Genomic DNA, 19,036 nt, shown 5'->3' on the forward strand with positions numbered 1-19,036 from the left:
CGCCTCCATGGTCTTCCAGGGCTCGAGCGCGGCCATCTCCCACACGGGCAAGGTGCGCTCCAACAACCAGGACTCCGGCTACGCCGGGTCCAACCTCTTCGTCGTGGCCGACGGCATGGGCGGTCACGCCGGCGGTGACGTCGCGTCGAGCCTCGCGATCCACCGCCTGACCGAGCTGGACCAGCCGTTCTCGACCACGGTCGAGGCTGAGCGGGCGATCCGCGAGGCCCTCTCCGACACGGCCGCCGAGCTCATCGAGACGGTCGCGCGCAAGCCCGAGCTCGCCGGCATGGGAACGACGGTCAGCGCCGTCGTCATGGTGGACGACTACGCCGTCATCGGACACATCGGCGACTCGCGCGTCTACCTCTATCGCGACGACACGCTCACGCAGATCACCACCGACCACACCTTCGTGCAGCGTCTCGTCGACTCGGGCCGCATCACCCCCGAGGAGGCCCGCTACCACCCGCGGCGCTCCGTCCTCATGCGCGTGCTCGGCGACATGGACCCCGACCCCGAGGTCGACACGTTCATCATGCCGACGCAGGACGGCGACCGGTGGCTCCTCTGCTCCGACGGCCTGTCCGGCGTCGTGGACGACCCGCACACGACCAAGACGATGGCGCTCGGGATGCCGCCCGGCCGCACGGCCGACGCCCTCCTCAAGCAGGCGCTCGACGGCGGCGCCCCTGACAACGTCACCATCGTGCTCGTCGACGTCGGCGGTCAGCACCCCGTCTTCATCGGCACGCCCACCATCGTCGGCTCCGCCTCGAACCCCAGCGGCGTCGTCGTCCCGGCGGCGCGCCCCGGCCGGTCGAACTGGCTGCACCCGGCACGGCAGGCCGCCAACGAGCCCACGCACTTCGAGCCCGCCCCCGAGTTCCTCGAGGAGCTCATCGAAGAAGACCGCCGCCGCTCCCGTCGCCGGCGTCTCGGCTGGCTCGCCGCGCTGCTGGTCGTCCTCGCCGCGCTCGGGTTCGCCCTGTTCGCCGGCTACAACTGGACGCAGACCCGCTACTACATCGGCGCCGACGACGACTCGGTCGTGATCTACCGCGGCATCCAGCAGTCCCTCGGTCCGATCTCGCTGTCGACCGTCTACGAGGACACCGACATCGTGCTCGCCGATCTGTCCGACTTCGACCGCCAGACCGTCGAGGCCACGATCAGCGCCCGCTCGCTCAGCGACGCGGAGCTGATCGTCGACCGCCTCCGACCCGCCGAGGAGGCCAGCGGATGACCGACCAGAAGCTGACCCGGGGCACCGACGCGGTGTCCACCGACACGGCCGTGCTGCGCGCGCTCAAGAAGATCCGCGTGCCCGCGACCCAGCGCAATCGGGAGCTCGGTCTGCTCCTCTTCGCGATCGTCGTCTACGGCGCGGCCGTCGCCCTCGTGCAGCTGGGCGTCGACGGCGTCCTCGAGACCGGCTTCCTCAGCCTCGCGGCCGTCCCCGCCGTCCTCGGTCTCGTGATCCACGTCGTGCTGCGTCTGCGCGCCCGCGACGCCGACCCGTTCGTCCTGCCGATCGCGACCCTGCTGACGGGCCTCGGCATCGCGATGATCTACCGCATCGACCTCGGCCGGAACGTCGAGGGCTGGACCGCCACCGGCAACCGGCAGATCGCGTGGGCCGCGATCGCCATGGTGGTCGCGCTCGTGGTGATCCTCTTCGTCCGCAACTACCGCGTGCTCTTCCGGTACACCTACCTGTCGGGTCTCGTCGGCGTGCTCCTGCTGCTCCTGCCGTTCGTCCCGGGCCTGGGCACGGACCAGAACGCCGACGTGTGGGTCTCCCTCGGCTTCGTGCAGTTCCAGCCCGGCGAGCTGGCGAAGATCTGCCTGGCGATCTTCTTCGCCGGGTACCTCGTCCGCACCCGCGAGAGCCTGACGTCCACCGGCACGCGGTTCCTCTTCATGACCTGGCCGCGCGCCCGCGAGCTCGGACCTCTTCTCATCGTGTGGCTCGTCTCGCTCGGCATCATCGTGCTGCAGCGCGACCTCGGCACCGGACTGCTCATCTTCGGCATGTTCGTCGCGATGCTCTACGTCGCGACCGGCAAGACGAGCTGGGTGCTCATCGGCGTCGTCCTGATCGCGACCGGGGCGTTCTTGGCATCCCGGGTCCTGCCCTACGTGCAGGGGCGCTTCGCGAACTGGCTGGATGCCTTCAACCCCGAGGTGATCGACCGCGACGGCGGCAGCTTCCAGCTGGTGCAGGGGATCTTCGGACTCGCCCAGGGCGGACTCTTCGGCACCGGGCTGGGCCTGGGCCGTCCGGCGATCACGCCGCTCGCGCAGAGCGACTACATCGTCCCGAGCCTCGGCGAGGAGCTCGGCCTCGTCGGGATCTTCGCGATCCTCGCCCTCTACATGGTGTTCACGAGCCGTGGCATCCGCGTCGGCCTCGCCGGTCAGGACGACTTCGGCAAGCTCCTCGCAACGGGACTGTCGTTCATCATCGCCCTGCAGGTGTTCATCATGGTCGGCGGTGTGACGCGGGTGATCCCGCTCACGGGTCTGACGACGCCGTTCCTCGCGGCCGGCGGATCCTCGCTCATCGCGAACTGGATCATCGTCGCCCTGCTGCTGCGCATCTCCGACGCCGTCCGCAGCCGTCCCCGGGTGGTGATCGGCTGATGCTCTCGACCCCTGTCCCGACGCGAACCCCGGAGGAGGCACCGTGACCAAGGAGCTCCGACGCCTCAGCGTCGTCATGCTGGCGATGTTCCTCGCCCTGTTCGTCTCCACGAGCATCATCCAGGTCGTGCAGGCCACGACTCTCGCGAACACCCCCGGCAACACGCGCGCGCTCTACGACTCGTACGAGGTGCAGCGCGGCTCGATCATCGCCAGCGGCGCGGCGATCGCGTCGTCCGTGCCCTCGAACGACGTCTACAGCTGGCAGCGCCAGTACGTGGATGCCGACATGTGGGCGCCCGTGACCGGCTACCTCAACCCGGTGCTCGACTCGTCGACCGGCATCGAGCGCGCCGCGAACGACGTCCTCAGCGGGTCGGACGGGTCGCAGCTCTTCTCGCGCATCGACCGCGCCATCACCGGTCAGGCCCCGCGCGGCTCGAATGTGGAGCTCTCCCTGGATGCCACGGCGCAGCGCGCCGCCTGGGACGCGCTGACGCAGGCCGGCTACCAGGGCTCCGTCGTCGCGATCGAGCCGTCCACCGGACGCATCCTCGCGATGGTCACCACGCCGAGCTACGACACCAACCAGCTTGCCTCCCACGACACGGCGGCGGTGGATGCCATCTACAACCAGCTCATGGCGGACCCGCGGCAGCCGATGGTCAATCGCGCCATCGGCGGCAACCTCAACCCGCCGGGGTCGACGTTCAAGCTCGTCGTGGCGTCCGCGGCTCTCGCATCCGGCCGCTACACCCCGGAGTCCACGTTCCCCAACGTCGCCGAGTACCAGCTGCCGCAGTCGACGAACATCGTCCGCAACGCGGGCGGCGGGACGTGCGGCGGCGGCGACACCGTGACGATCGCCGACGCCCTGCGCCTCAGCTGCAACATCCCCATGGCGGAGCTCGCCGTCGAGCTCGGCGACGACGCCATCCGCGCGGAGGCCGAGAAGTACGGCTTCAACACCTCGTTCGAGATGCCGCTCAGCTCGACCGCCTCGGTCTACCCCGACAGCCTGGACGCCCCGCAGACCGCGCTCAGCGGCTTCGGACAGGGGCAGGTCACGGCGACGCCGCTGCAGATGGCCATGGTCTCGGCGGGCATCGCGAACGGCGGGGTCGTGATGAACCCCCGCATGATCGACCGCGTGATCGCGCCGGACCTGTCCGTGCGGGAAACCAACGACAGCAGCGAGTTCGGCCGGGCGCTGGACGAGGGGCTGGCGGCCGAGATGGTCGCGATGATGACGGCGAACGTCCAGGACGGCGTGGCGTCGAATGCAACAATAGACGGGGTCCAGGTGGCGGGTAAGACCGGTACCGCCGAGAACGGATCCCGTCCCTACAGCCTCTGGTTCTCCGGGTTCGCACCGGCCGACGACCCCCAGGTCGCCGTCGCCGTCGTGGTCGAGGACGGCGGAGGACAGGGACAGAACGGGAGCGGCAACGAGATCGCCGCACCGATAGCGAAGAAGGTCATGGAGGCGGTGCTGGGTAGATGAGACCGACACAGGGTGTGACCTTCGGAGGACGCTACGAACTCGAGTCGCGGATCGCGATCGGGGGGATGGGCGAGGTCTGGGAAGCGACCGATCACGTCATCGGACGGACCGTCGCCATCAAGATCCTCAAAGACGAGTACATGGGCGACCCGGGCTTCCTGGAGCGCTTCCGCGCGGAGGCGCGCCACGCGGCGCTCGTGAACCACGAGGGCATCGCCAGCGTCTTCGACTACGGCGAGGAGGACGGCAGCGCCTTCCTCGTCATGGAGCTCGTCCCGGGCGAGGCCCTCTCGACGATCCTCGAGCGGGAGACGACCCTGTCGACCGACAAGACGCTCGACATCGTCGCCCAGACGGCCGCCGCCCTGCACGCCGCGCACGCCGCCGGTCTCGTCCACCGCGACATCAAGCCCGGCAACCTCCTCATCACGCCGGACGGCCGCGTCAAGATCACCGACTTCGGCATCGCGCGCATCGCCGACCAGGTCCCGCTCACCGCGACCGGCCAGGTCATGGGCACCGTGCAGTACCTGTCGCCGGAGCAGGCGTCCGGCCACCCGGCGTCGCCGGCCACCGACATCTACTCGCTCGGCATCGTGGCGTACGAGAGCCTCGCCGGCAAGCGCCCGTTCACGGGCGAGTCGCAGGTCGCGATCGCCATGGCGCAGATCAACGAGCAGCCCGCACCGCTGCCCGCGACGGTCGCCCCGCCGGTCCAGAACCTCGTCATGGCGATGATCGCCAAGAAGCCCGAGGAGCGCCCCGCGTCCGCGGCCGCCGTCTCGCGCGCCTCCACCGCCCTCCGCCGCGGAGACCTCACGGCCGCAGCCGCCGCCGTCCCCGCGATCGCGGGCGGCGTCGCCGGTGTCGACGACGCGACGCAGCTGCTCACCGCCGGCGCGGCGACCTCGGCGGCCACCCGCCTCATGCCGACCACCGCGGCCCTCACCGAGCAGCACGTCGAGGAGGATCCGGAGCCGCGCAAGAAGAAGCGCAGCCCGTGGACGTGGCCGTTGGTCGCCCTCATCGCCCTGCTCCTGCTCATCCTGGGCGGCACGCTCATCGCGGTGCTGACCAACCAGGACGACCCGGCGCCGGTCGAGACGACCACGACGGCCCCCCAGCCCTCCAACACCTCCACACCGTCGCAGACTCCGACGCCGAGCGAGACGCAGGCGCTGGTCGACGTCGACGCCCTGAACCTCGTGGGGCAGTCGTGCGAGGCGGCCGGAGAGACCCTCCGGGCGAACAATCTCAGCGCGACCTGCGAGCCGGGCAACGCCGCGACGACCGCGGACCAGGTCGGACTCGTCGACACCGTCAGCCCGACCGGGTTCGTGGCGCGCGGCACGACCATCACGCTCCGCGTGTTCGGCGAGCAGACGGCCCTGCCGGCCCCCGGCACTCCGACCCTGCCGAGCTCGTCGGTCCAGGCCGGCAGCACGGTCCAGGTCTCGTGGCAGCAGTACACGTGCCCCTCGGGCACCGGATCGGTCACGGGGTACGACTTCACCGCGGCGAACGGCACCTTCGCCGCGAACGGCTCGTCCACCGCGTCGTTCGGCCCGAACGATCGCAACGCCCAGCTGCTCGTCGGCACCGCCGTCGGCGACAGCCTGCGCGTGACCTACACCGTCACCTGCTCGGGCACCGACCGCACCGCCGGCCCGTCGTCGGAGGCCTCGGCCACCATCACCGCGCCCAACACCCCGTCCCCCGCCCCGTCCGCCAGCCCCACCAACACCGGCGCGTCGAACGGGAACGGCAACGGCAACGGCAACGGCTGAGACCCGCCCCCGGAAAGCACGCACCATCCCCGAAACACCACGCCAGGAGCTCCACCGTGACCACTGAGACGACGCGCGTCCTTTCCGGGCGCTACCGCGTCGACGACCTCATCGGTCGCGGCGGCATGGCCAGCGTGTACCGCGGGTACGACCAGACCCTGGGCCGGACGGTCGCGATCAAGATCCTCAAGGCGGACCTCGCCGGGGATGCCGCCTTCCGCACGCGCTTCCGTCTCGAGGCTCAGGCGGCTTCGCGCATGGCCCACCCGTCGATCGTGCGCGTGTTCGACGCGGGCGAGGACAGCGAGACCGGCTACGACGGCCACGACCGGCCCGTGCCGTACATCGTGATGGAGCTCGTGCACGGACGTCTGCTCAAGGACGTCATCGCGGACGGACCGGTTCCGCTGGACGCGACGCTCCGCTACGTCGACGGCATCCTGGAGGCTCTCGAGTACTCGCACCGCGCCGGTGTCGTGCACCGCGACATCAAGCCGGGCAACGTGATGATCACGGATGCCGGTCAGGTGAAGGTCATGGACTTCGGCATCGCGCGCGCGGTGTCGGACTCGTCCTCGACCGTGGCCGAGACCACCGCCATCATCGGAACGGCCGCGTACTTCTCCCCCGAGCAGGCCAAGGGCGAGTCCGTCGACGCCCGTGCCGACCTCTACTCCACCGGCGTCGTCCTCTACGAGCTGCTCACCGGACGTCCGCCGTTCCGCGGCGACACTCCCGTGGCCGTCGCCTACCAGCACGTCAGCGAGGCACCGGTCCCGCCGAGCGAGCTGAACGAGAGCGTCCCGCGCGCCGTCGACGCCGTCGTCCTGCGCGCCCTCGCGAAGGACCCGTTCCAGCGTCCCCAGGATGCGGCGGGCTTCCGGGAGGCCCTCGACGCGACGGTCGAGGGAAAGGCGCCGAGCAAGCGTCAGGTGTCCGCGCTGTCGAGCGAGCTGTACGGGCCCAACCCCCGCCAGGCCGCGGAGACGGCCCGCTCCCTCCGTCAGCTGAGCACCGACACGACCATGCGTCGCACGCAGCCCGGGCCCCCGGTCGCCTGGATCTGGGCCGGCGTCGCGTTCCTCGCGGTGCTGCTCGTGTCCGTGCTGTTCTGGGTCGTGCAGATCCAGCCCAGCAGCAACGTCCCCAGCACCGCACGCATGGTGCCCGACGTGAGCTCGATGACCTACGAGCGCGCCGTCGAGGCCCTCGAAGAACAGGAGCTCGTCGCCTCGCGCGTCGACGAGACCAGCGAGACCGTCGCCGCCGGCAACGTCATCCGGTCCACCCCCGAGGTGGACACGGCCGTCGTCGCGGGCCAGCAGGTCACCCTCTACGTCTCCACGGGCCCCGACACGGCGACCGTCCCGCCCCTCGACGGGCTCGGCGAGGAGGCGGCGCGCGCGTCGATCGAGTCCGCCGGCCTGACCGTCGGCAGCATCCGCCGGCAGAACGACCCGGCGCTGGAGCGCGGAACGGTCATCGAGGCCAGCGCCGCGTCCGGCGCGCAGGTCGCCCGGGGGACGACGGTGAACCTCACCGTCGCGAGCGGTCGCGTCGTGATCGTCGACTACACCGGGTACACCGTCGACGCCGCGATCCGCGAGCTCGAGTCCGAGCGGCTCCAGCTGACCGTGGTCCGACAGGACGACCCGGGATGCCCGGCCACGAACCCGCAGACGGTGCGCACGCAGTCGCTCGCCCCGGGCGAGGTGCCGGTGCACAGCGAGATCACGCTGACGGTGTGCACGGGGGCGTGACCCCCCGCGGCTGACGCTCTTCCGCCCGACGGGGGGCCTCCGCCATCCCGGCGCTCTCGAGCCACGTCGCGAGCAGCGTGTAGCCGCCCTCGGTGAGGATGCTCTCCGGGTGGAACTGCACGCCCGCGACCGGGGCCGTCCGGTGCGCGACGCCCATGATCACGCCGCCGTCCGTCCGCGCCGTGACCTCGAGCTCGTCGGGCACCGTCGCCGGGTCGATGGCGAGCGAGTGGTAGCGGGTGGCCGCGAAACCGTCCGGCATCCCTCGGAAGACGCTCGCGCCCGAGTGACGGATCCGGCTGGTGATGCCGTGCAGCAGCTCGGGGGCGTGGGTCACGCGGGCGCCGAACGCCGCGCCGATCGCCTGATGGCCGAGGCAGACCCCGAGGAGGGGGATGCCGCGCTCCGCGCTCTCGCGGACGACCGGGATCGACATGCCCGCCGTCTCGGGCGTCCCGGGTCCGGGCGACACCACAACGGCATCCACTCCGGCCACCGCGGCGGACACGTCGGTGATGGCGTCGGACGGGATGAGCTCCGTCTCCGCACCGAGGTCGGTCAGGTACCCGGCGAGGATGTGGACGAAGCTGTCGTGGTTGTCGACGACGCGGACGCGGAAGCCCGTCACCCGACGGTGACCTCCTGCGGGTTCACGATCTCGTTCACCCAGGGGAAGACGTAGAAGAACAGTCCGTAGAGCACCGCCACCAGCAGCACGAGGACGATGAACAGCCGGACGAACCACGGTCCCGGCAGGACCCTCCACAGTGCGCCGTACATCAGGCGACCCCTTCCGTCAGCGCGGCCGGCGGTCCGGCTTCGCGCGGCGTGTACGACTCGAAGACGCCGTACGCGACGATGCGCTCGGCGAGCGAGAACATCGGACTGCAGCTCGTCATGGTGATGTACCGTCCGTCCGCCGGCAGGTCGGGGTGCTGCGGCACGTCGCGGAGGACGTCGACCTCGTCGGGCGTGACATACTCGAGGGTGCGGAACCGGTAGGTGTACCAGCCCGCGGGCGTCTCGACGACGATCGCGTCGTTCACGTGCAGGTCCGCGATGCGGTTGAACGGCTTGCCGTACGTCGTGCGATGGGCGGCGAGGGCGAAGTTGCCGACCTGACCCGGCATGACCGTGTCGTTGTAGTGCCCGATCCCGATGGGGTCGAGGGTGTTGGCGCGCGTGACCCCGCCCGCGATCTTGTAGACGTAGTCGGGGCCGAAGCGCGGGATGTGCATGTTGGCGAAGACCTCGGCGTCCGCCGGCTTCGGCATGTCGGGCGGCTCGATCTCCTGCGGCGCGTCCGGGGTCGGTTCCCCGGCGGGAAGGGAGGGCTGGGATGCCTCGAACTCGGCCTGCCACTCCTCGGACTGCTCCGCGGCCTCGGCGGTGCGCTGTGCACTGTAGATCTCGTCGCCGATCCACAGCTGCCAGGCCACGAACAGGAAGACCAGGACGCCCGCGGTCATGAGGAGCTCGCCGAAGACGCCGATCACCGAGACGCGACGTCGCCGCGGTGCGCGGCGGCGCGTGCGCCGGTTCTCAGCAGGGGGAACGGTGTGCACGACGGCAGTCTAGTTCCGTGGGTCCGGCGGGACCTGAGCATTAGACTGTGCGCATGGCTCGTACAGGCAACGACGAAGACCCGATCGTCGAGCGCAACGAGGGCAACTCGGCCCCGAACCCGGTGTGGTTCCTGCCGATCATGATCGGCCTCATGCTGATCGGCCTCGTCTGGGTGCTCGTCTTCTACCTCAGCAACTCGCAGTTCCCCGTGCCGGGGATCGGTGCCTGGAACCTCGTCATCGGGTTCGGCATCGCGTTCGTCGGATTCCTGATGACGACCCGCTGGCGCTGACACCCGCTCGGTGGGGACGAATTACACGGATGTGATTCATCCCCACCTGTGGATGAGCCTGTGGATAACTTTCAGCTGAAGTAGACCACGGCGGGGATCGCGAGGGCGGCCAGCAGCGCGACGCCGACCGCGACCAGCAGGCCGATCTGCACGGGCTTCTGACGCTGAAGTCGCGTCCGGGCATAGATCAGGCCGACGATCGCGCCCGTCGCCAGCCCGCCCAGGTGGGCCTGCCACGAGACGCCGACGTTGTTCAGCGCGCCGATGAAGTCGCCGGTGCCGATGGAGTTGACCAGCGCCAGCACGAACGGCAGCGCGAAGTTGATGCCGATGATGATCGCGATGAGCCGGATGTCGGCACCGATGTGCCGCCCGATCACGAGCAGCGCCCCGAAGAGGGCGAAGATCGCACCCGACGCACCGACGACCCAGGTGCCGGGCGCCAGCAGGGCCACCGCGACGGAGCCTCCGAGCAGACCGAGCAGGTAGAGCGCGAGGAAGCGCCCGCGGCCGAGCATCGGCTCCAGGTTCCGGCCGATGAACCACAGGGCCAGCATGTTGAGGCCCACGTGGAAGAACCCGGCGTGGACGAGACCCACCGTGAGGAGCCGCCACGGCTGCAGACCCACCTGCGGCAGCAGGTAGACGCTGTTGAACGCGAGCAGCTGCGTGAGCAGCGAGCCCACACCGGGGATCAGACCGATGATGTACGCCAGACCCGTGACGGCGACGATGGCCAGCGTGACCTTCGGACGACCGGATGCCACCAGCGCGACCGGCCGTGACGATGCCCACCGGCGCTGCGCCTTCTTCTGCGCGGGCGTCTCGGCCGCACGCTGCTGCGCCATGCACTCGGGACAGATGACCCCGACAGCCGCGGGAGTGCGGCACTCGGAGCAGACCGTCCGCAGGCAGCGCTGGCACAGCACGAAGCTCTGCCGGTCAGGATGCCGGTAACAGAAGTTCTCGCTGTTGCGACGGAACTCCTCGCTGGTGGACACCGTCGGCGGGGGTCAGACCGTCACGACGTCGACCGACTCGAGCACGACGGGCTCGATGGGTCGGTCGCCCGCGGCGGTCCGGACCTTGCTGATCGCGTCGACGACGGCCTTCGAGTCGTCGTCGGCCACCTCGCCGAAGATCGTGTGCTTGCCCTGCAGCCACGGGGTCGGGTCGGTGGTGATGAAGAACTGCGAGCCGTTCGTGCCCTCGGGCTGACCGGTGATGGCGTTGCGGCGCAGGCCGGCGTTGGCCATGGCGAGCTTGTACGGGGCCGAGAAGTCGAGCTCGGGGTGGATCTCGTCGTTGAACGTGTAGCCGGGGCCGCCGACGCCCTGGCCCAGGGGGTCACCGCCCTGGATCATGAAGCCGGGGATGATGCGGTGGAAGACGACGTTCGAGTAGAGCGGGCCCTGCCCCTTCTCGCCGGTGGCCGGGTCGGTCCACTCCTGCGAGCCGTCGGCGAGGCCGACGAAGTTGCGGACGGTGCGCGGCGCGTGATCGCCGAACAGGTTGACGACGATGTCGCCGTGGTTGGTGTGCAGGGTCGCGACGGCGGAGTGAGTGGCCATGGCTACATTCTCTCAGAGTTATCTGCAAGGGTCCGCGGGCGGCGGCGGTCGTTCTGGCAAGATGACTGGCGTACATCCCATCGATAGGGAGGATGAGTCGTGAGCCTCAGCCGCAAGAGCAAGAAGGAACTGCGCAAGCTCCAGAAGCACGCCGCGAAGGTGTGGGAGTCGCAGCAGGTGCTGCTCGGCGAGAGCGGAAAGGTGGCTCGCGAAGCCGGCCACCAGATTGCTCGCTACAGCAAGGAAGACCTGGTTCCCGCCGTCCAGGACGGGTACGGCAAGTACGCCGCCCCGTACGTCGACAAGAGCGTGAAGTTCAGCAACCGCCTGCTCAGCGACAAGGTGGTCCCCGCGGCCGGTGCCGTCGTCGGCGGCGCCATGTCCGTCTGGGATGCCGCGCACGACACGCGCGACCGCCTCGCGAAGGGCAAGGGCTTCGGCGAGCTCGACACCAAGAAGTACGCCAAGCGTGCCGAGAAGTACGGCAAGAAGACCACCAAGCGCCTGGCCGCCAAGCTCCCGAAGCAGAGCTCGGGCATCGGCGCCGGCGGCGTCATCGCCATCGTCCTCGGTGTCGTCGCCGCAGCGGGCGTCGCGTACGCCGCATGGCAGACGCTCCGTGCCGACGACGAGCTGTGGGTGGCGGACGACCCGCTGCGCGCGCCCGACGCGTGAGCGATCCCACCGAACGAGTCCGAGAGGCCGCGCGCGAGCGCGGCCTCTCTGTCGATCTGCGCGAACGGCCCGAGGCGGGCAGCCTTCACGAGGCGGCCGAGCTCCTCGGCATCGGTCCCGACGCGCTGGTGAAGACGCTCGTGGTCAAGCGCTCCGACGACACGTTCCTCTTCGCCTTGGTACCGGGTGATCGTGCGATCTCCTGGCCCAAGCTGCGGGCGATCGTGGGGGTGAACAAGCTCCGGCTGCCCGAGCCCGAGGTCGCTCTGGCGGCCACCGGATACGAGCGCGGGACGATCGTCCCCATCGGCAGCTCCACGGCGTGGCCGGTGTATGCCGACGAGCGCATCGTCGGGCGGAGAATCGCCATGGGAGCGGGCGCGCACGGGTACAGCCTGTTCGTCGAGGCCGACGACCTGATCGCGGCCTACGACGCCACGGTGGCCGACATCACCACGGAGCTCACCCCTCGCTGAGGTCTCACCCGCCCGACGGGTGAGAGAAGCCGGTCCGGCGGCACCCCATCATGGGCCGATGGTCACCCTCTCCTCCGACGCGACGCCCGACGTTTCCCGTCGCGATCTCACCCTTGATCTCGCCCGCGTCGCGGCCGTCGTCTTCGTGGTCGTGGTTCATCTCCTTCAGGTCGGGGTGGGCTACGGACCGGACGGCGGCGTCGTCACGTCGCGACCGGCGGAGAGCCAGCCGTGGTTCGCCGCGGCCACGTGGTTCGGGCAGATCATGCCCCTCTTCTTCGTGGTGGGCGGGTTCGCCTCGGCCGCCGGCTGGTCGTCGTGGACGGCGAAGGGCGGCGATGCGGCCGGCTTCGTCCGATCGCGCGTGCTGCGGCTCGCTCAGCCCGCTCTGCCGCTCTTCGTGTTCCTCGCGGTCGTGCTCGGGGTGGCATCCCTCCTCCCGATCGACCCGGCGATCGTCGACGCCGCCGCCCTCGGCGCGGGGATGCCCCTGTGGTTCCTCGCCGCCTACCTGCTGTGCCAGGCTGGGGTGCCGCTCCTCGCCCGGCTGCACGCCGTCGCGCCGCGGAGGACGCTCCTGGCGCTGACGGCGGGGGTCGTCCTCGTGGATGCCGCCCGCTACTCCACCGGCATCGAGCAGGTCGGGCTGCTCAATCTGTTGTTCGTCTGGCCGCTCGTGCAGCAGATCGGCTTCTGGTACCACGACGGCTGGTTCGACCGACGGCGACCGTCCGTCCTGGTCGCGATCGCGGTCGCGGCATCCGCCGTCCTGGCGGGCCTGCTGGCCTGGGGACCGTGGGCGCCCGACCTCCTCGCCGATCTCAACCCGCCCACGCTGCCGCTCGTCGTCCTGGGAGTGGCCCAGGCGTGCGTCCTCCGGCTGGTGAAGTCGCCGTTGACGAGGCTCATGCGTACGCGCGTCCTCCGCACGGTCGTCTGGCTCGTCGGGTCACGTCTCATGACGGTCTACCTGTGGCACCTGCCGGTCATCCTCGTGCTCAGCGGGCTGCTGCTGCTCATCCCGGGGGCGGCACCCGCCCCGGCCTCCGAGACGTGGTGGGTGACGCGGCCGCTCCTGTTCGTCGCGACCTTCGCCGTCGTCCTCGCCCTGTCCGTGCTGCTGGTCCGCGTGGAGCGGATCGGCCGGCCGCGCCGGACCGCGGCCACCGGTCCCGTCGCCGTCGGCTGGATCTGCGCCTTCGCTCCCCCGTTCGCGGTGATGGAGTGGGGAATGAGCGCGGCGTTCGCCGTGGGCGGGGCCCTGCTGCTGGCGGCATCCGTCGGGCTCCTGAGATGGAGCAAGAGGACGGACGAGGCCGAAGGAACGGCGACCGGGGAGGCCCGGGGCCGGTGAGACTGTGGAGCCTAGGAGATTCGAACTCCTGACATCCTGCTTGCAAAGCAGGCGCTCTACCAACTGAGCTAAGGCCCCGTGAGGGAGGAGAAGGGTGGGGCTACCAGGACTTGAACCTGGGACCTCTTCATTATCAGTGAAGCGCTCTAACCGCCTGAGCTATAGCCCCGTCTCGCCGACGACTTTTCGTCGTCAACCTCGAAGACTTTACCTGAATCCCAAGGTTTTGACGAATCGACGTCAGTTGGACGTGAAGCCCACGAGCAGACCGCCCGTGACCTTGACCGCGAGGTTGTAGATGCCCGCCACCACGGCGCCCATGACCGTCGTGACGACGAGGTTCAGGATGGCGACGATGGCCGCGAAGGCCATCACCTGGGGCAGACCGACGAAGTCCTGGATGGACGCGCCGCCGTCGCTGAGGGTCTGGAAAAACTCGTCCACGCGACCGATCAGGCCCGTCGCCTCGACCACGAGGTAGACGAGGAAGAACGACACGACGGTCACGATGGCCAGGGCCACCGCCGCCAGGAAGGACAGCTTCACGGCCGACCAGAAGTCGATGTAGACCAGGCGCAGGCGGACCTGCTTGGCCGGGGTCTTGTGCGTCGACTTCTTGGCGAGTTTGTCGGCTACCGTGCTCATGCGTCAGTACTTTCCTCGGGGGTCTCGGAGGAGGAGGCCGAGCCGTCCGCGGGAGTGGCGGCGGCGTCAGCAGGTGTCTCCGTCGTCTCGGCCAGGTTGCGCTCGGTGTTGCGCGCGATCGCGATGATCCTGTCGTCGCCTCCCGCACGAGCGAACACGACACCCATGGTGTCGCGACCCTTGGCAGGGACCTCGGCCACGGCAGAGCGTACCACCTTGCCGCTGGCAAGAACCACGAGGACCTCGTCGCCCTCGGACACCATCATCCCGCCCGCGAGAACGCCGCGATCGTCCGTCAGACGCGCGACCTTGATGCCCAGACCGCCGCGGTTCTGCATGCGGTACTCGGTCACCGCGGTGCGCTTCGCGTAGCCGCCCTCGGTGACGATGAAGACGAACTCGTCGTCCTTGGCGACGGATGCCGAGAGGAGGCTGTCGCCGGGGCGGAAGTCCATGCCCTTCACACCCGAGGTCGACCGGCCCATCGGGCGCAGGGCGTTGTCGGTCGCCGAGAAGCGCAGCGACATCCCCAGGCGGCTGATGAGGAGGATGTCCTCGCCCTCGTCGACGAGCAGCGCGCTGACGAGTTCGTCCGCGCCCTGCTCGGTCTCGTCGCCCTCGTCGGTGGCCTGTCCGCGGAGCTTGATCGCGATCACGCCGCCCTGGCGGTTGGTGTCGTACTCCGTGAGACGCGTCTTCTTGACGAGGCCGCTGCGGGTCGCGAGCACGAGGTACGTCGCGACGTTGTAGTCCCGGATGTCGAGGATCTGCGCGATCTCCTCGTCGGGCTGCAGAGCGAGGAGGTTCGCGACGTGCTGGCCCTTGGCATCCCGCCCGGCCTCCGGCACCTCGTAGGCCTTCGACCGGTACACCCGTCCCTTGTTCGTGAAGAACAGGAGCCAGTGGTGCGTCGTCGTGACGAAGAAGTGCTCGACGACGTCGTCGGCGCGCAGCTGTGCGCCCTTGACGCCCTTGCCGCCACGGTGCTGCGAGCGGTAGTTGTCGCTGCGGGTGCGCTTGATGTAGCCGTCGCGCGTGACGGTGACCACCATCTCCTCTTCGGCGATGAGGTCCTCGACCGAGACGTCGCCGTCGAAGCCGTGCAGGATCTCGGTGCGGCGGTCGTCGCCGAACTTGTCGGTGATGGCACCGAGCTCGTCGCGGATGATCGTGCGCTGCCGGGCGGGCGTGGCCAGGATGTCGTTGTAGTCCGCGATGCGGGCCTCGAGCTCGTTGGCCTCGTCGATGATCTTCTGACGCTCGAGAGCGGCGAGGCGGCGCAGCTGCATGTCGAGGATCGCCGACGCCTGGATGTCGTCGATGTCGAGGAGCTTCTGCAGGCCCTCGTTCGCCTCCTGGGGCGTGGGCGAGCGGCGGATGAGCGCGATGACCTCGTCCAGGGCGTCGAGCGCCTTGAGGAGGCCGCGCAGGATGTGCATCCGCTCCTCCGCCTTACGCAGGCGGTACTGGGTGCGGCGGACGATGACCTCGATCTGGTGGTCGATCCACAGGCTGATGAACCCGTCCAGCGACAGCGTGCGCGGCACGCCGTCGACGATCGCCAGCATGTTGGCGCCGAAGTTCTCCTGCAGCTGCGTGTGCTTGTACAGGTTGTTCAGCACGACCTTGGCGACGGCGTCGCGCTTGAGCACGACCACGAGACGCTGGCCGGTGCGGCCGGAGGTCTCGTCGCGGATGTCCGCGATGCCCGTGATCTTGCCCTCGCGGGCGAGGTCGCCGATCTTGACCGCGACGTTGTCGGGGTTGACCTGGTACGGGAGCTCGGTGATGACGAGGCAGGTGCGCCCCTGGATCTCCTCGATGTTGACGACTGCGCGCATCGTGATCGAGCCGCGACCGGTGCGGTACGCGTCCTTGATGCCGCGGGTGCCCAGGATCTGGGCGGCCGTCGGGAAGTCCGGCCCCGGGATGCGCTGCATGAGCGCCTCGAGGAGCTCGTCACGCGTGGCATCCGGGTTCTCCAGGGCCCACAGCGCGCCGGCCGCGACCTCGCGGAGGTTGTGCGGCGGGATGTTCGTCGCCATGCCCACTGCGATGCCGACGGAGCCGTTGACGAGGAGGTTGGGGAACCGCGAGGGCAGAACGACGGGCTCCTGCGTCTGCCCGTCGTAGTTGTCCTCGAAGTCGACGGTGTCCTCTTCGATGTCGCGCACCATCTCGAGCGCGAGGTTCGCCATCTTCGTCTCGGTGTAGCGCGGGGCTGCGGCGCCCTGGTTGCCGGGCGAGCCGAAGTTGCCCTGACCGAGCGCGAGGGGATAGCGCAGCGACCACGGCTGGACGAGACGGACGAGGGCGTCGTAGATGGGCGCGTCGCCGTGGGGGTGGTAGTGCCCCATGACCTCGCCGACGACACGGGCGCACTTGGAGAACGACTTGTCGGGACGGAAGCCGCCGTCGTACATGCCGTAGATGACGCGGCGGTGGACGGGCTTGAGGCCGTCGCGGACGTCGGGCAGAGCGCGACCGACGATGACGCTCATCGCGTAGTCGAGGTAGCTCCGCTGCATCTCCAGCTGCAGATCGACCTGGTCGATCTTGCCGTGATTGTGCGCGGTCTCGGGACGGGTCTCGTCGTCGCCGGGGGTGTCGTCAGCCATGGAGTCTCAGTTTCGTGGTCAGTCGGCGAGAGTCAGATGTCGAGGAAGCGCACGTCTTTGGCGTTGCGCTGGATGAAGCCGCGGCGCGACTCGACGTCCTCGCCCATGAGGACCGAGAAGATCTCGTCGGCGGAGGCCGCGTCGTCGATCGTCACCTGCTTGAGCGTGCGGGTCTCCGGGTCCATCGTGGTCTCCCACAGCTCGTGGTCGTTCATCTCGCCCAGACCCTTGTAGCGCTGGATGCCGTTGTCCTTCGGGATGCGGCGACCGGCGGCCTGCCCCTGGACGAGCATGGCGTCGCGCTCGCGGTCGCTGTAGGCGTACTCGTGCGCGTGGTTGCTCCACTTGAGGCGGTAGAGCGGCGGCTGCGCGAGATAGACGTACCCGGCCTCGATGAGCCCGCGCATGTAGCGGAACAGCATCGTCAGGAGCAGCGTCGTGATGTGCTGACCGTCGACGTCGGCATCGGCCATCAGCACGATCTTGTGGTACCGCGCCTTGGCCATGTCGAAGTCCTCGCCGATGCCCGTGCCGAAGGCCTGGATCATCGCCTGGACCTCCTTGTTGCCCAGGGCGCGGTCGAGGCGCGCGCGCTCGACGTTGAGGATCTTGCCGCGGAGGGCGAGGATCGCCTGCGTGTGCGGGTCGCGGCCCTGCACGGCGGAGCCGCCGGCCGAGTCGCCCTCGACCAGGAAGATCTCGCTGATCGACGGGTCCTTCGAGGTGCAGTCCTTGAGCTTGTCGGGCATGGCGGCCGACTCGAAGACGCTCTTGCGACGCGCGGTCTCGCGCGCCTTGCGGGCGGCGAGACGTGCGGTGGCCGCATCGATCGCCTTGCGGATGATGTTCTTCGCCTGGCCGGGGTTGCGGTCGAACCAGTCGCCGAGCTTGTCGCCCACGACCTTCTGCACGAACGCCTTCGCCTCCGTGTTGCCCAGCTTGGTCTTGGTCTGACCCTCGAACTGCGGCTCCGACAGCTTGACCGAGATCACCGCGGTGAGCCCCTCGCGGATGTCATCGCCGGTGAGGTTGTCGTCCTTCTCCTTGAGGAGGTTGTTGGCGCGCGCGTACCGGTTCACGAGCGTGGTCAGCGCCGCGCGGAACCCCTCCTCGTGCGTGCCTCCCTCGTGGGTGTTGATCGTGTTCGCGTACGTGAAGACGTTCTCGGTGTAGGCCGTGGTCCACTGCATCGCGAGCTCGAGGGCGATCTTGCGATCGGTGTCCTCCGACTCGACCTCGATGATCTCGTCGTTGACGACGTCGGCCTTGCGCACGCGGTTGAGGTGCTCGACGTAGTCGACGAGGCCGCGCTCGTAGAGGAAGGTGTCGTGACGAGCCTCGGTGACCTCTTCGCCCGGCTCGCCCTCGGTGACGACGGACTGCGGCCGCTCGTCGCGCAGGCTCAGGCGCAGCCCCTTGTTCAGGAACGCCATCTGCTGAAAGCGCGTGCGCAGCGTGTCGTAGTCGAAGTCGATGGTGTCGAAGATGGTGGCATCCGGCCAGAAGGTGATCGTCGTGCCGGTACTGTCGCTCTCCTCGCCCTTCGCCAGCGGGGCCAGGGGCACGCCGCCGTCGCGGAACGACTGGCGCCACACGTGGCCCTGTCGCTTCACCTCGACCTCGAGACGCGTGGACAGGGCGTTCACGACCGACGAGCCGACGCCGTGCAGACCGCCCGACACGGCGTATCCGCCGCCGCCGAACTTTCCACCGGCGTGCAGGACCGTCAGGACGACCTCGACCGTCGACTTGCCCTCCGTGCGGTGCATGTCGACCGGGATGCCGCGGCCGTTGTCGACCACGCGGACGGCGCCGTCGCTGAGGATGGTGACGTCGATGGTGTCGCAGTAGCCGGCGAGGGCCTCGTCGACGGAGTTGTCGACGATCTCCTGGACCAGGTGGTGCAGACCGCGCTCACCGGTCGAGCCGATGTACATGCCCGGACGCTTGCGGACGGCCTCCAGACCCTCGAGCACCTGGATGGCGTCTGCCCCGTACTCGTTGGGAACCTTGGTCGATGCCTTCTCGGGTTCCTCGGAAACGATGTCGGGGTTCTCTGACGTCATGAGTTCGCGCGCTCCAGATGGTTTCGTCGGACTCTCCATCCTACCGCGCGAGGGTCGTTTCGATCGCGTGTACGCC

The 19,036-nt window shown here is 69.3% G+C and carries 17 protein-coding genes and 2 tRNA genes; 9 read left to right on the forward strand and 10 right to left on the reverse strand.

Annotated features, from left to right (window positions below):
- The first annotated feature begins 7 nt into the window (after positions 1 to 7).
- The 5 genes from ACO03V_RS03215 to pknB are packed head-to-tail and all read left to right on the forward strand — an operon-like array spanning position 8 to position 7,697.
- Positions 8 to 1,246 carry a PP2C family protein-serine/threonine phosphatase gene (locus ACO03V_RS03215; RefSeq protein ID WP_367733879.1) on the forward strand — a complete coding sequence of 413 codons (1,239 nt, stop codon included), beginning with the start codon at positions 8 to 10 and terminating at the stop codon, positions 1,244 to 1,246.
- A complete protein-coding gene (locus tag ACO03V_RS03220; protein WP_367733878.1) occupies positions 1,243 to 2,646 on the forward strand; it encodes an FtsW/RodA/SpoVE family cell cycle protein in 1,404 nt (467 codons plus the stop codon). The genes ACO03V_RS03215 and ACO03V_RS03220 overlap by 4 nt, the downstream gene beginning before the upstream one ends.
- Before the next feature lie 43 nt (positions 2,647 to 2,689).
- Positions 2,690 to 4,150, forward strand: coding sequence for a peptidoglycan D,D-transpeptidase FtsI family protein (locus tag ACO03V_RS03225; RefSeq protein ID WP_423136591.1), 1,461 nt, complete (start codon positions 2,690 to 2,692; stop codon positions 4,148 to 4,150).
- The gene (locus ACO03V_RS03230; protein ID WP_423136592.1) at positions 4,147 to 5,937 is read left to right on the forward strand and encodes a protein kinase domain-containing protein; all 1,791 of its coding nucleotides are present in this window, start codon (positions 4,147 to 4,149) and stop codon (positions 5,935 to 5,937) included. The genes ACO03V_RS03225 and ACO03V_RS03230 overlap by 4 nt, the downstream gene beginning before the upstream one ends.
- A gap of 56 nt (positions 5,938 to 5,993) precedes the next feature.
- Positions 5,994 to 7,697 carry a Stk1 family PASTA domain-containing Ser/Thr kinase gene (gene pknB / locus ACO03V_RS03235; protein WP_367733874.1) on the forward strand — a complete coding sequence of 568 codons (1,704 nt, stop codon included), beginning with the start codon at positions 5,994 to 5,996 and terminating at the stop codon, positions 7,695 to 7,697.
- Here pknB and ACO03V_RS03240 read toward each other — a convergent pair.
- Genes ACO03V_RS03240 through ACO03V_RS03250 form a run of 3 tightly spaced genes read right to left on the reverse strand, consistent with a single transcriptional unit; the run spans position 7,669 to position 9,262 of the window.
- Positions 7,669 to 8,325, reverse strand: a complete 657-nt coding sequence (locus ACO03V_RS03240; protein ID WP_423136593.1) for an anthranilate synthase component II — start codon at positions 8,323 to 8,325, stop codon at positions 7,669 to 7,671. The two genes, pknB and ACO03V_RS03240, sit on opposite strands and share 29 nt — an antisense overlap.
- Complete coding sequence (locus tag ACO03V_RS03245; RefSeq protein WP_367733871.1) at positions 8,322 to 8,477, reverse strand: hypothetical protein; 156 nt, start codon at positions 8,475 to 8,477, stop codon at positions 8,322 to 8,324. The genes ACO03V_RS03240 and ACO03V_RS03245 overlap by 4 nt, the downstream gene beginning before the upstream one ends.
- Entirely contained in the window at positions 8,477 to 9,262 is a 786-nt protein-coding gene (locus tag ACO03V_RS03250) for a class E sortase (protein ID WP_423136594.1), read from the reverse strand. The genes ACO03V_RS03245 and ACO03V_RS03250 overlap by 1 nt, the downstream gene beginning before the upstream one ends.
- A 53-nt stretch (positions 9,263 to 9,315) precedes the next feature.
- Between ACO03V_RS03250 and ACO03V_RS03255 the strand changes: the two genes are divergently transcribed.
- Positions 9,316 to 9,555 (forward strand): cell division protein CrgA, encoded by a 240-nt coding sequence (locus ACO03V_RS03255; RefSeq protein WP_367733868.1) that lies wholly within the window; start codon positions 9,316 to 9,318, stop codon positions 9,553 to 9,555.
- Positions 9,556 to 9,626: 71 nt separating this feature from the next.
- Here the strand turns inward: ACO03V_RS03255 and ACO03V_RS03260 are convergent, their stop codons facing one another.
- Together ACO03V_RS03260 and ACO03V_RS03265 are read right to left on the reverse strand one after the other, a co-directional pair.
- On the reverse strand, positions 9,627 to 10,403 hold the full coding sequence (locus tag ACO03V_RS03260) for a rhomboid family intramembrane serine protease (protein ID WP_423136595.1): 777 nt from the start codon (positions 10,401 to 10,403) through the stop codon (positions 9,627 to 9,629).
- A gap of 165 nt (positions 10,404 to 10,568) precedes the next feature.
- Positions 10,569 to 11,126: a peptidylprolyl isomerase gene (locus tag ACO03V_RS03265; RefSeq protein WP_367733866.1), complete on the reverse strand. Its 558-nt coding sequence runs from the start codon at positions 11,124 to 11,126 to the stop codon at positions 10,569 to 10,571.
- Between the two features lie 99 nt (positions 11,127 to 11,225).
- Between ACO03V_RS03265 and ACO03V_RS03270 the strand changes: the two genes are divergently transcribed.
- From ACO03V_RS03270 to ACO03V_RS03280, 3 genes are read left to right on the forward strand one after another with little or no spacing between them, the layout of a single operon-like run.
- Positions 11,226 to 11,801 (forward strand): DNA helicase, encoded by a 576-nt coding sequence (locus ACO03V_RS03270; RefSeq protein WP_367733864.1) that lies wholly within the window; start codon positions 11,226 to 11,228, stop codon positions 11,799 to 11,801.
- On the forward strand, positions 11,798 to 12,277 hold the full coding sequence (locus tag ACO03V_RS03275) for an aminoacyl-tRNA deacylase (RefSeq protein WP_367733863.1): 480 nt from the start codon (positions 11,798 to 11,800) through the stop codon (positions 12,275 to 12,277). Before ACO03V_RS03270 ends, ACO03V_RS03275 begins: the two co-directional genes overlap by 4 nt.
- A 58-nt stretch (positions 12,278 to 12,335) precedes the next feature.
- Complete coding sequence (locus ACO03V_RS03280; RefSeq protein WP_423136596.1) at positions 12,336 to 13,631, forward strand: acyltransferase family protein; 1,296 nt, start codon at positions 12,336 to 12,338, stop codon at positions 13,629 to 13,631.
- A 5-nt stretch (positions 13,632 to 13,636) separates the two neighbouring features.
- On the opposite strand, the gene ACO03V_RS03285 is transcribed toward ACO03V_RS03280, so the two are convergent.
- From ACO03V_RS03285 to gyrB, 5 genes are all read right to left on the reverse strand, one after another.
- A tRNA-Ala gene (locus tag ACO03V_RS03285) sits at positions 13,637 to 13,709 on the reverse strand.
- A gap of 17 nt (positions 13,710 to 13,726) precedes the next feature.
- A tRNA-Ile gene (locus tag ACO03V_RS03290) sits at positions 13,727 to 13,800 on the reverse strand.
- 71 nt (positions 13,801 to 13,871) lie between these two features.
- Positions 13,872 to 14,276, reverse strand: coding sequence for a DUF3566 domain-containing protein (locus tag ACO03V_RS03295; protein ID WP_367733861.1), 405 nt, complete (start codon positions 14,274 to 14,276; stop codon positions 13,872 to 13,874).
- The gene (gene gyrA / locus ACO03V_RS03300; protein ID WP_367733860.1) at positions 14,273 to 16,894 is read right to left on the reverse strand and encodes a DNA gyrase subunit A; all 2,622 of its coding nucleotides are present in this window, start codon (positions 16,892 to 16,894) and stop codon (positions 14,273 to 14,275) included. Before gyrA ends, ACO03V_RS03295 begins: the two co-directional genes overlap by 4 nt.
- Before the next feature lie 32 nt (positions 16,895 to 16,926).
- The gene (gyrB, locus tag ACO03V_RS03305; protein WP_387054944.1) at positions 16,927 to 18,960 is read right to left on the reverse strand and encodes a DNA topoisomerase (ATP-hydrolyzing) subunit B; all 2,034 of its coding nucleotides are present in this window, start codon (positions 18,958 to 18,960) and stop codon (positions 16,927 to 16,929) included.
- Positions 18,961 to 19,036: the final 76 nt, after the last annotated feature.

Origin of the sequence: Microbacterium sp. HMH0099 (assembly GCF_049384025.1) — a bacterium.
Taxonomy (GTDB): Bacteria; Actinomycetota; Actinomycetes; order Actinomycetales; family Microbacteriaceae; genus Microbacterium.

What these genes read in the sequence shown, in the direction of transcription:
- ACO03V_RS03215 (WP_367733879.1), top strand. Translation starts at nt 8, where the DNA reads ATGGTCTTCCAGGGCTCGAGCGCGGCCATCTCCCACACGGGCAAGGTG.
- ACO03V_RS03245 (WP_367733871.1), bottom strand. Translation starts at nt 8,477, where the DNA reads ATGTACGGCGCACTGTGGAGGGTCCTGCCGGGACCGTGGTTCGTCCGG.
- gyrB (WP_387054944.1), bottom strand. Translation starts at nt 18,960, where the DNA reads ATGACGTCAGAGAACCCCGACATCGTTTCCGAGGAACCCGAGAAGGCA.
- ACO03V_RS03255 (WP_367733868.1), top strand. Translation starts at nt 9,316, where the DNA reads ATGGCTCGTACAGGCAACGACGAAGACCCGATCGTCGAGCGCAACGAG.
- ACO03V_RS03265 (WP_367733866.1), bottom strand. Translation starts at nt 11,126, where the DNA reads ATGGCCACTCACTCCGCCGTCGCGACCCTGCACACCAACCACGGCGAC.
- ACO03V_RS03260 (WP_423136595.1), bottom strand. Translation starts at nt 10,403, where the DNA reads ATGGCGCAGCAGCGTGCGGCCGAGACGCCCGCGCAGAAGAAGGCGCAG.
- ACO03V_RS03280 (WP_423136596.1), top strand. Translation starts at nt 12,336, where the DNA reads ATGGTCACCCTCTCCTCCGACGCGACGCCCGACGTTTCCCGTCGCGAT.
- ACO03V_RS03295 (WP_367733861.1), bottom strand. Translation starts at nt 14,276, where the DNA reads ATGAGCACGGTAGCCGACAAACTCGCCAAGAAGTCGACGCACAAGACC.
- ACO03V_RS03220 (WP_367733878.1), top strand. Translation starts at nt 1,243, where the DNA reads ATGACCGACCAGAAGCTGACCCGGGGCACCGACGCGGTGTCCACCGAC.
- ACO03V_RS03230 (WP_423136592.1), top strand. Translation starts at nt 4,147, where the DNA reads ATGAGACCGACACAGGGTGTGACCTTCGGAGGACGCTACGAACTCGAG.
- gyrA (WP_367733860.1), bottom strand. Translation starts at nt 16,894, where the DNA reads ATGGCTGACGACACCCCCGGCGACGACGAGACCCGTCCCGAGACCGCG.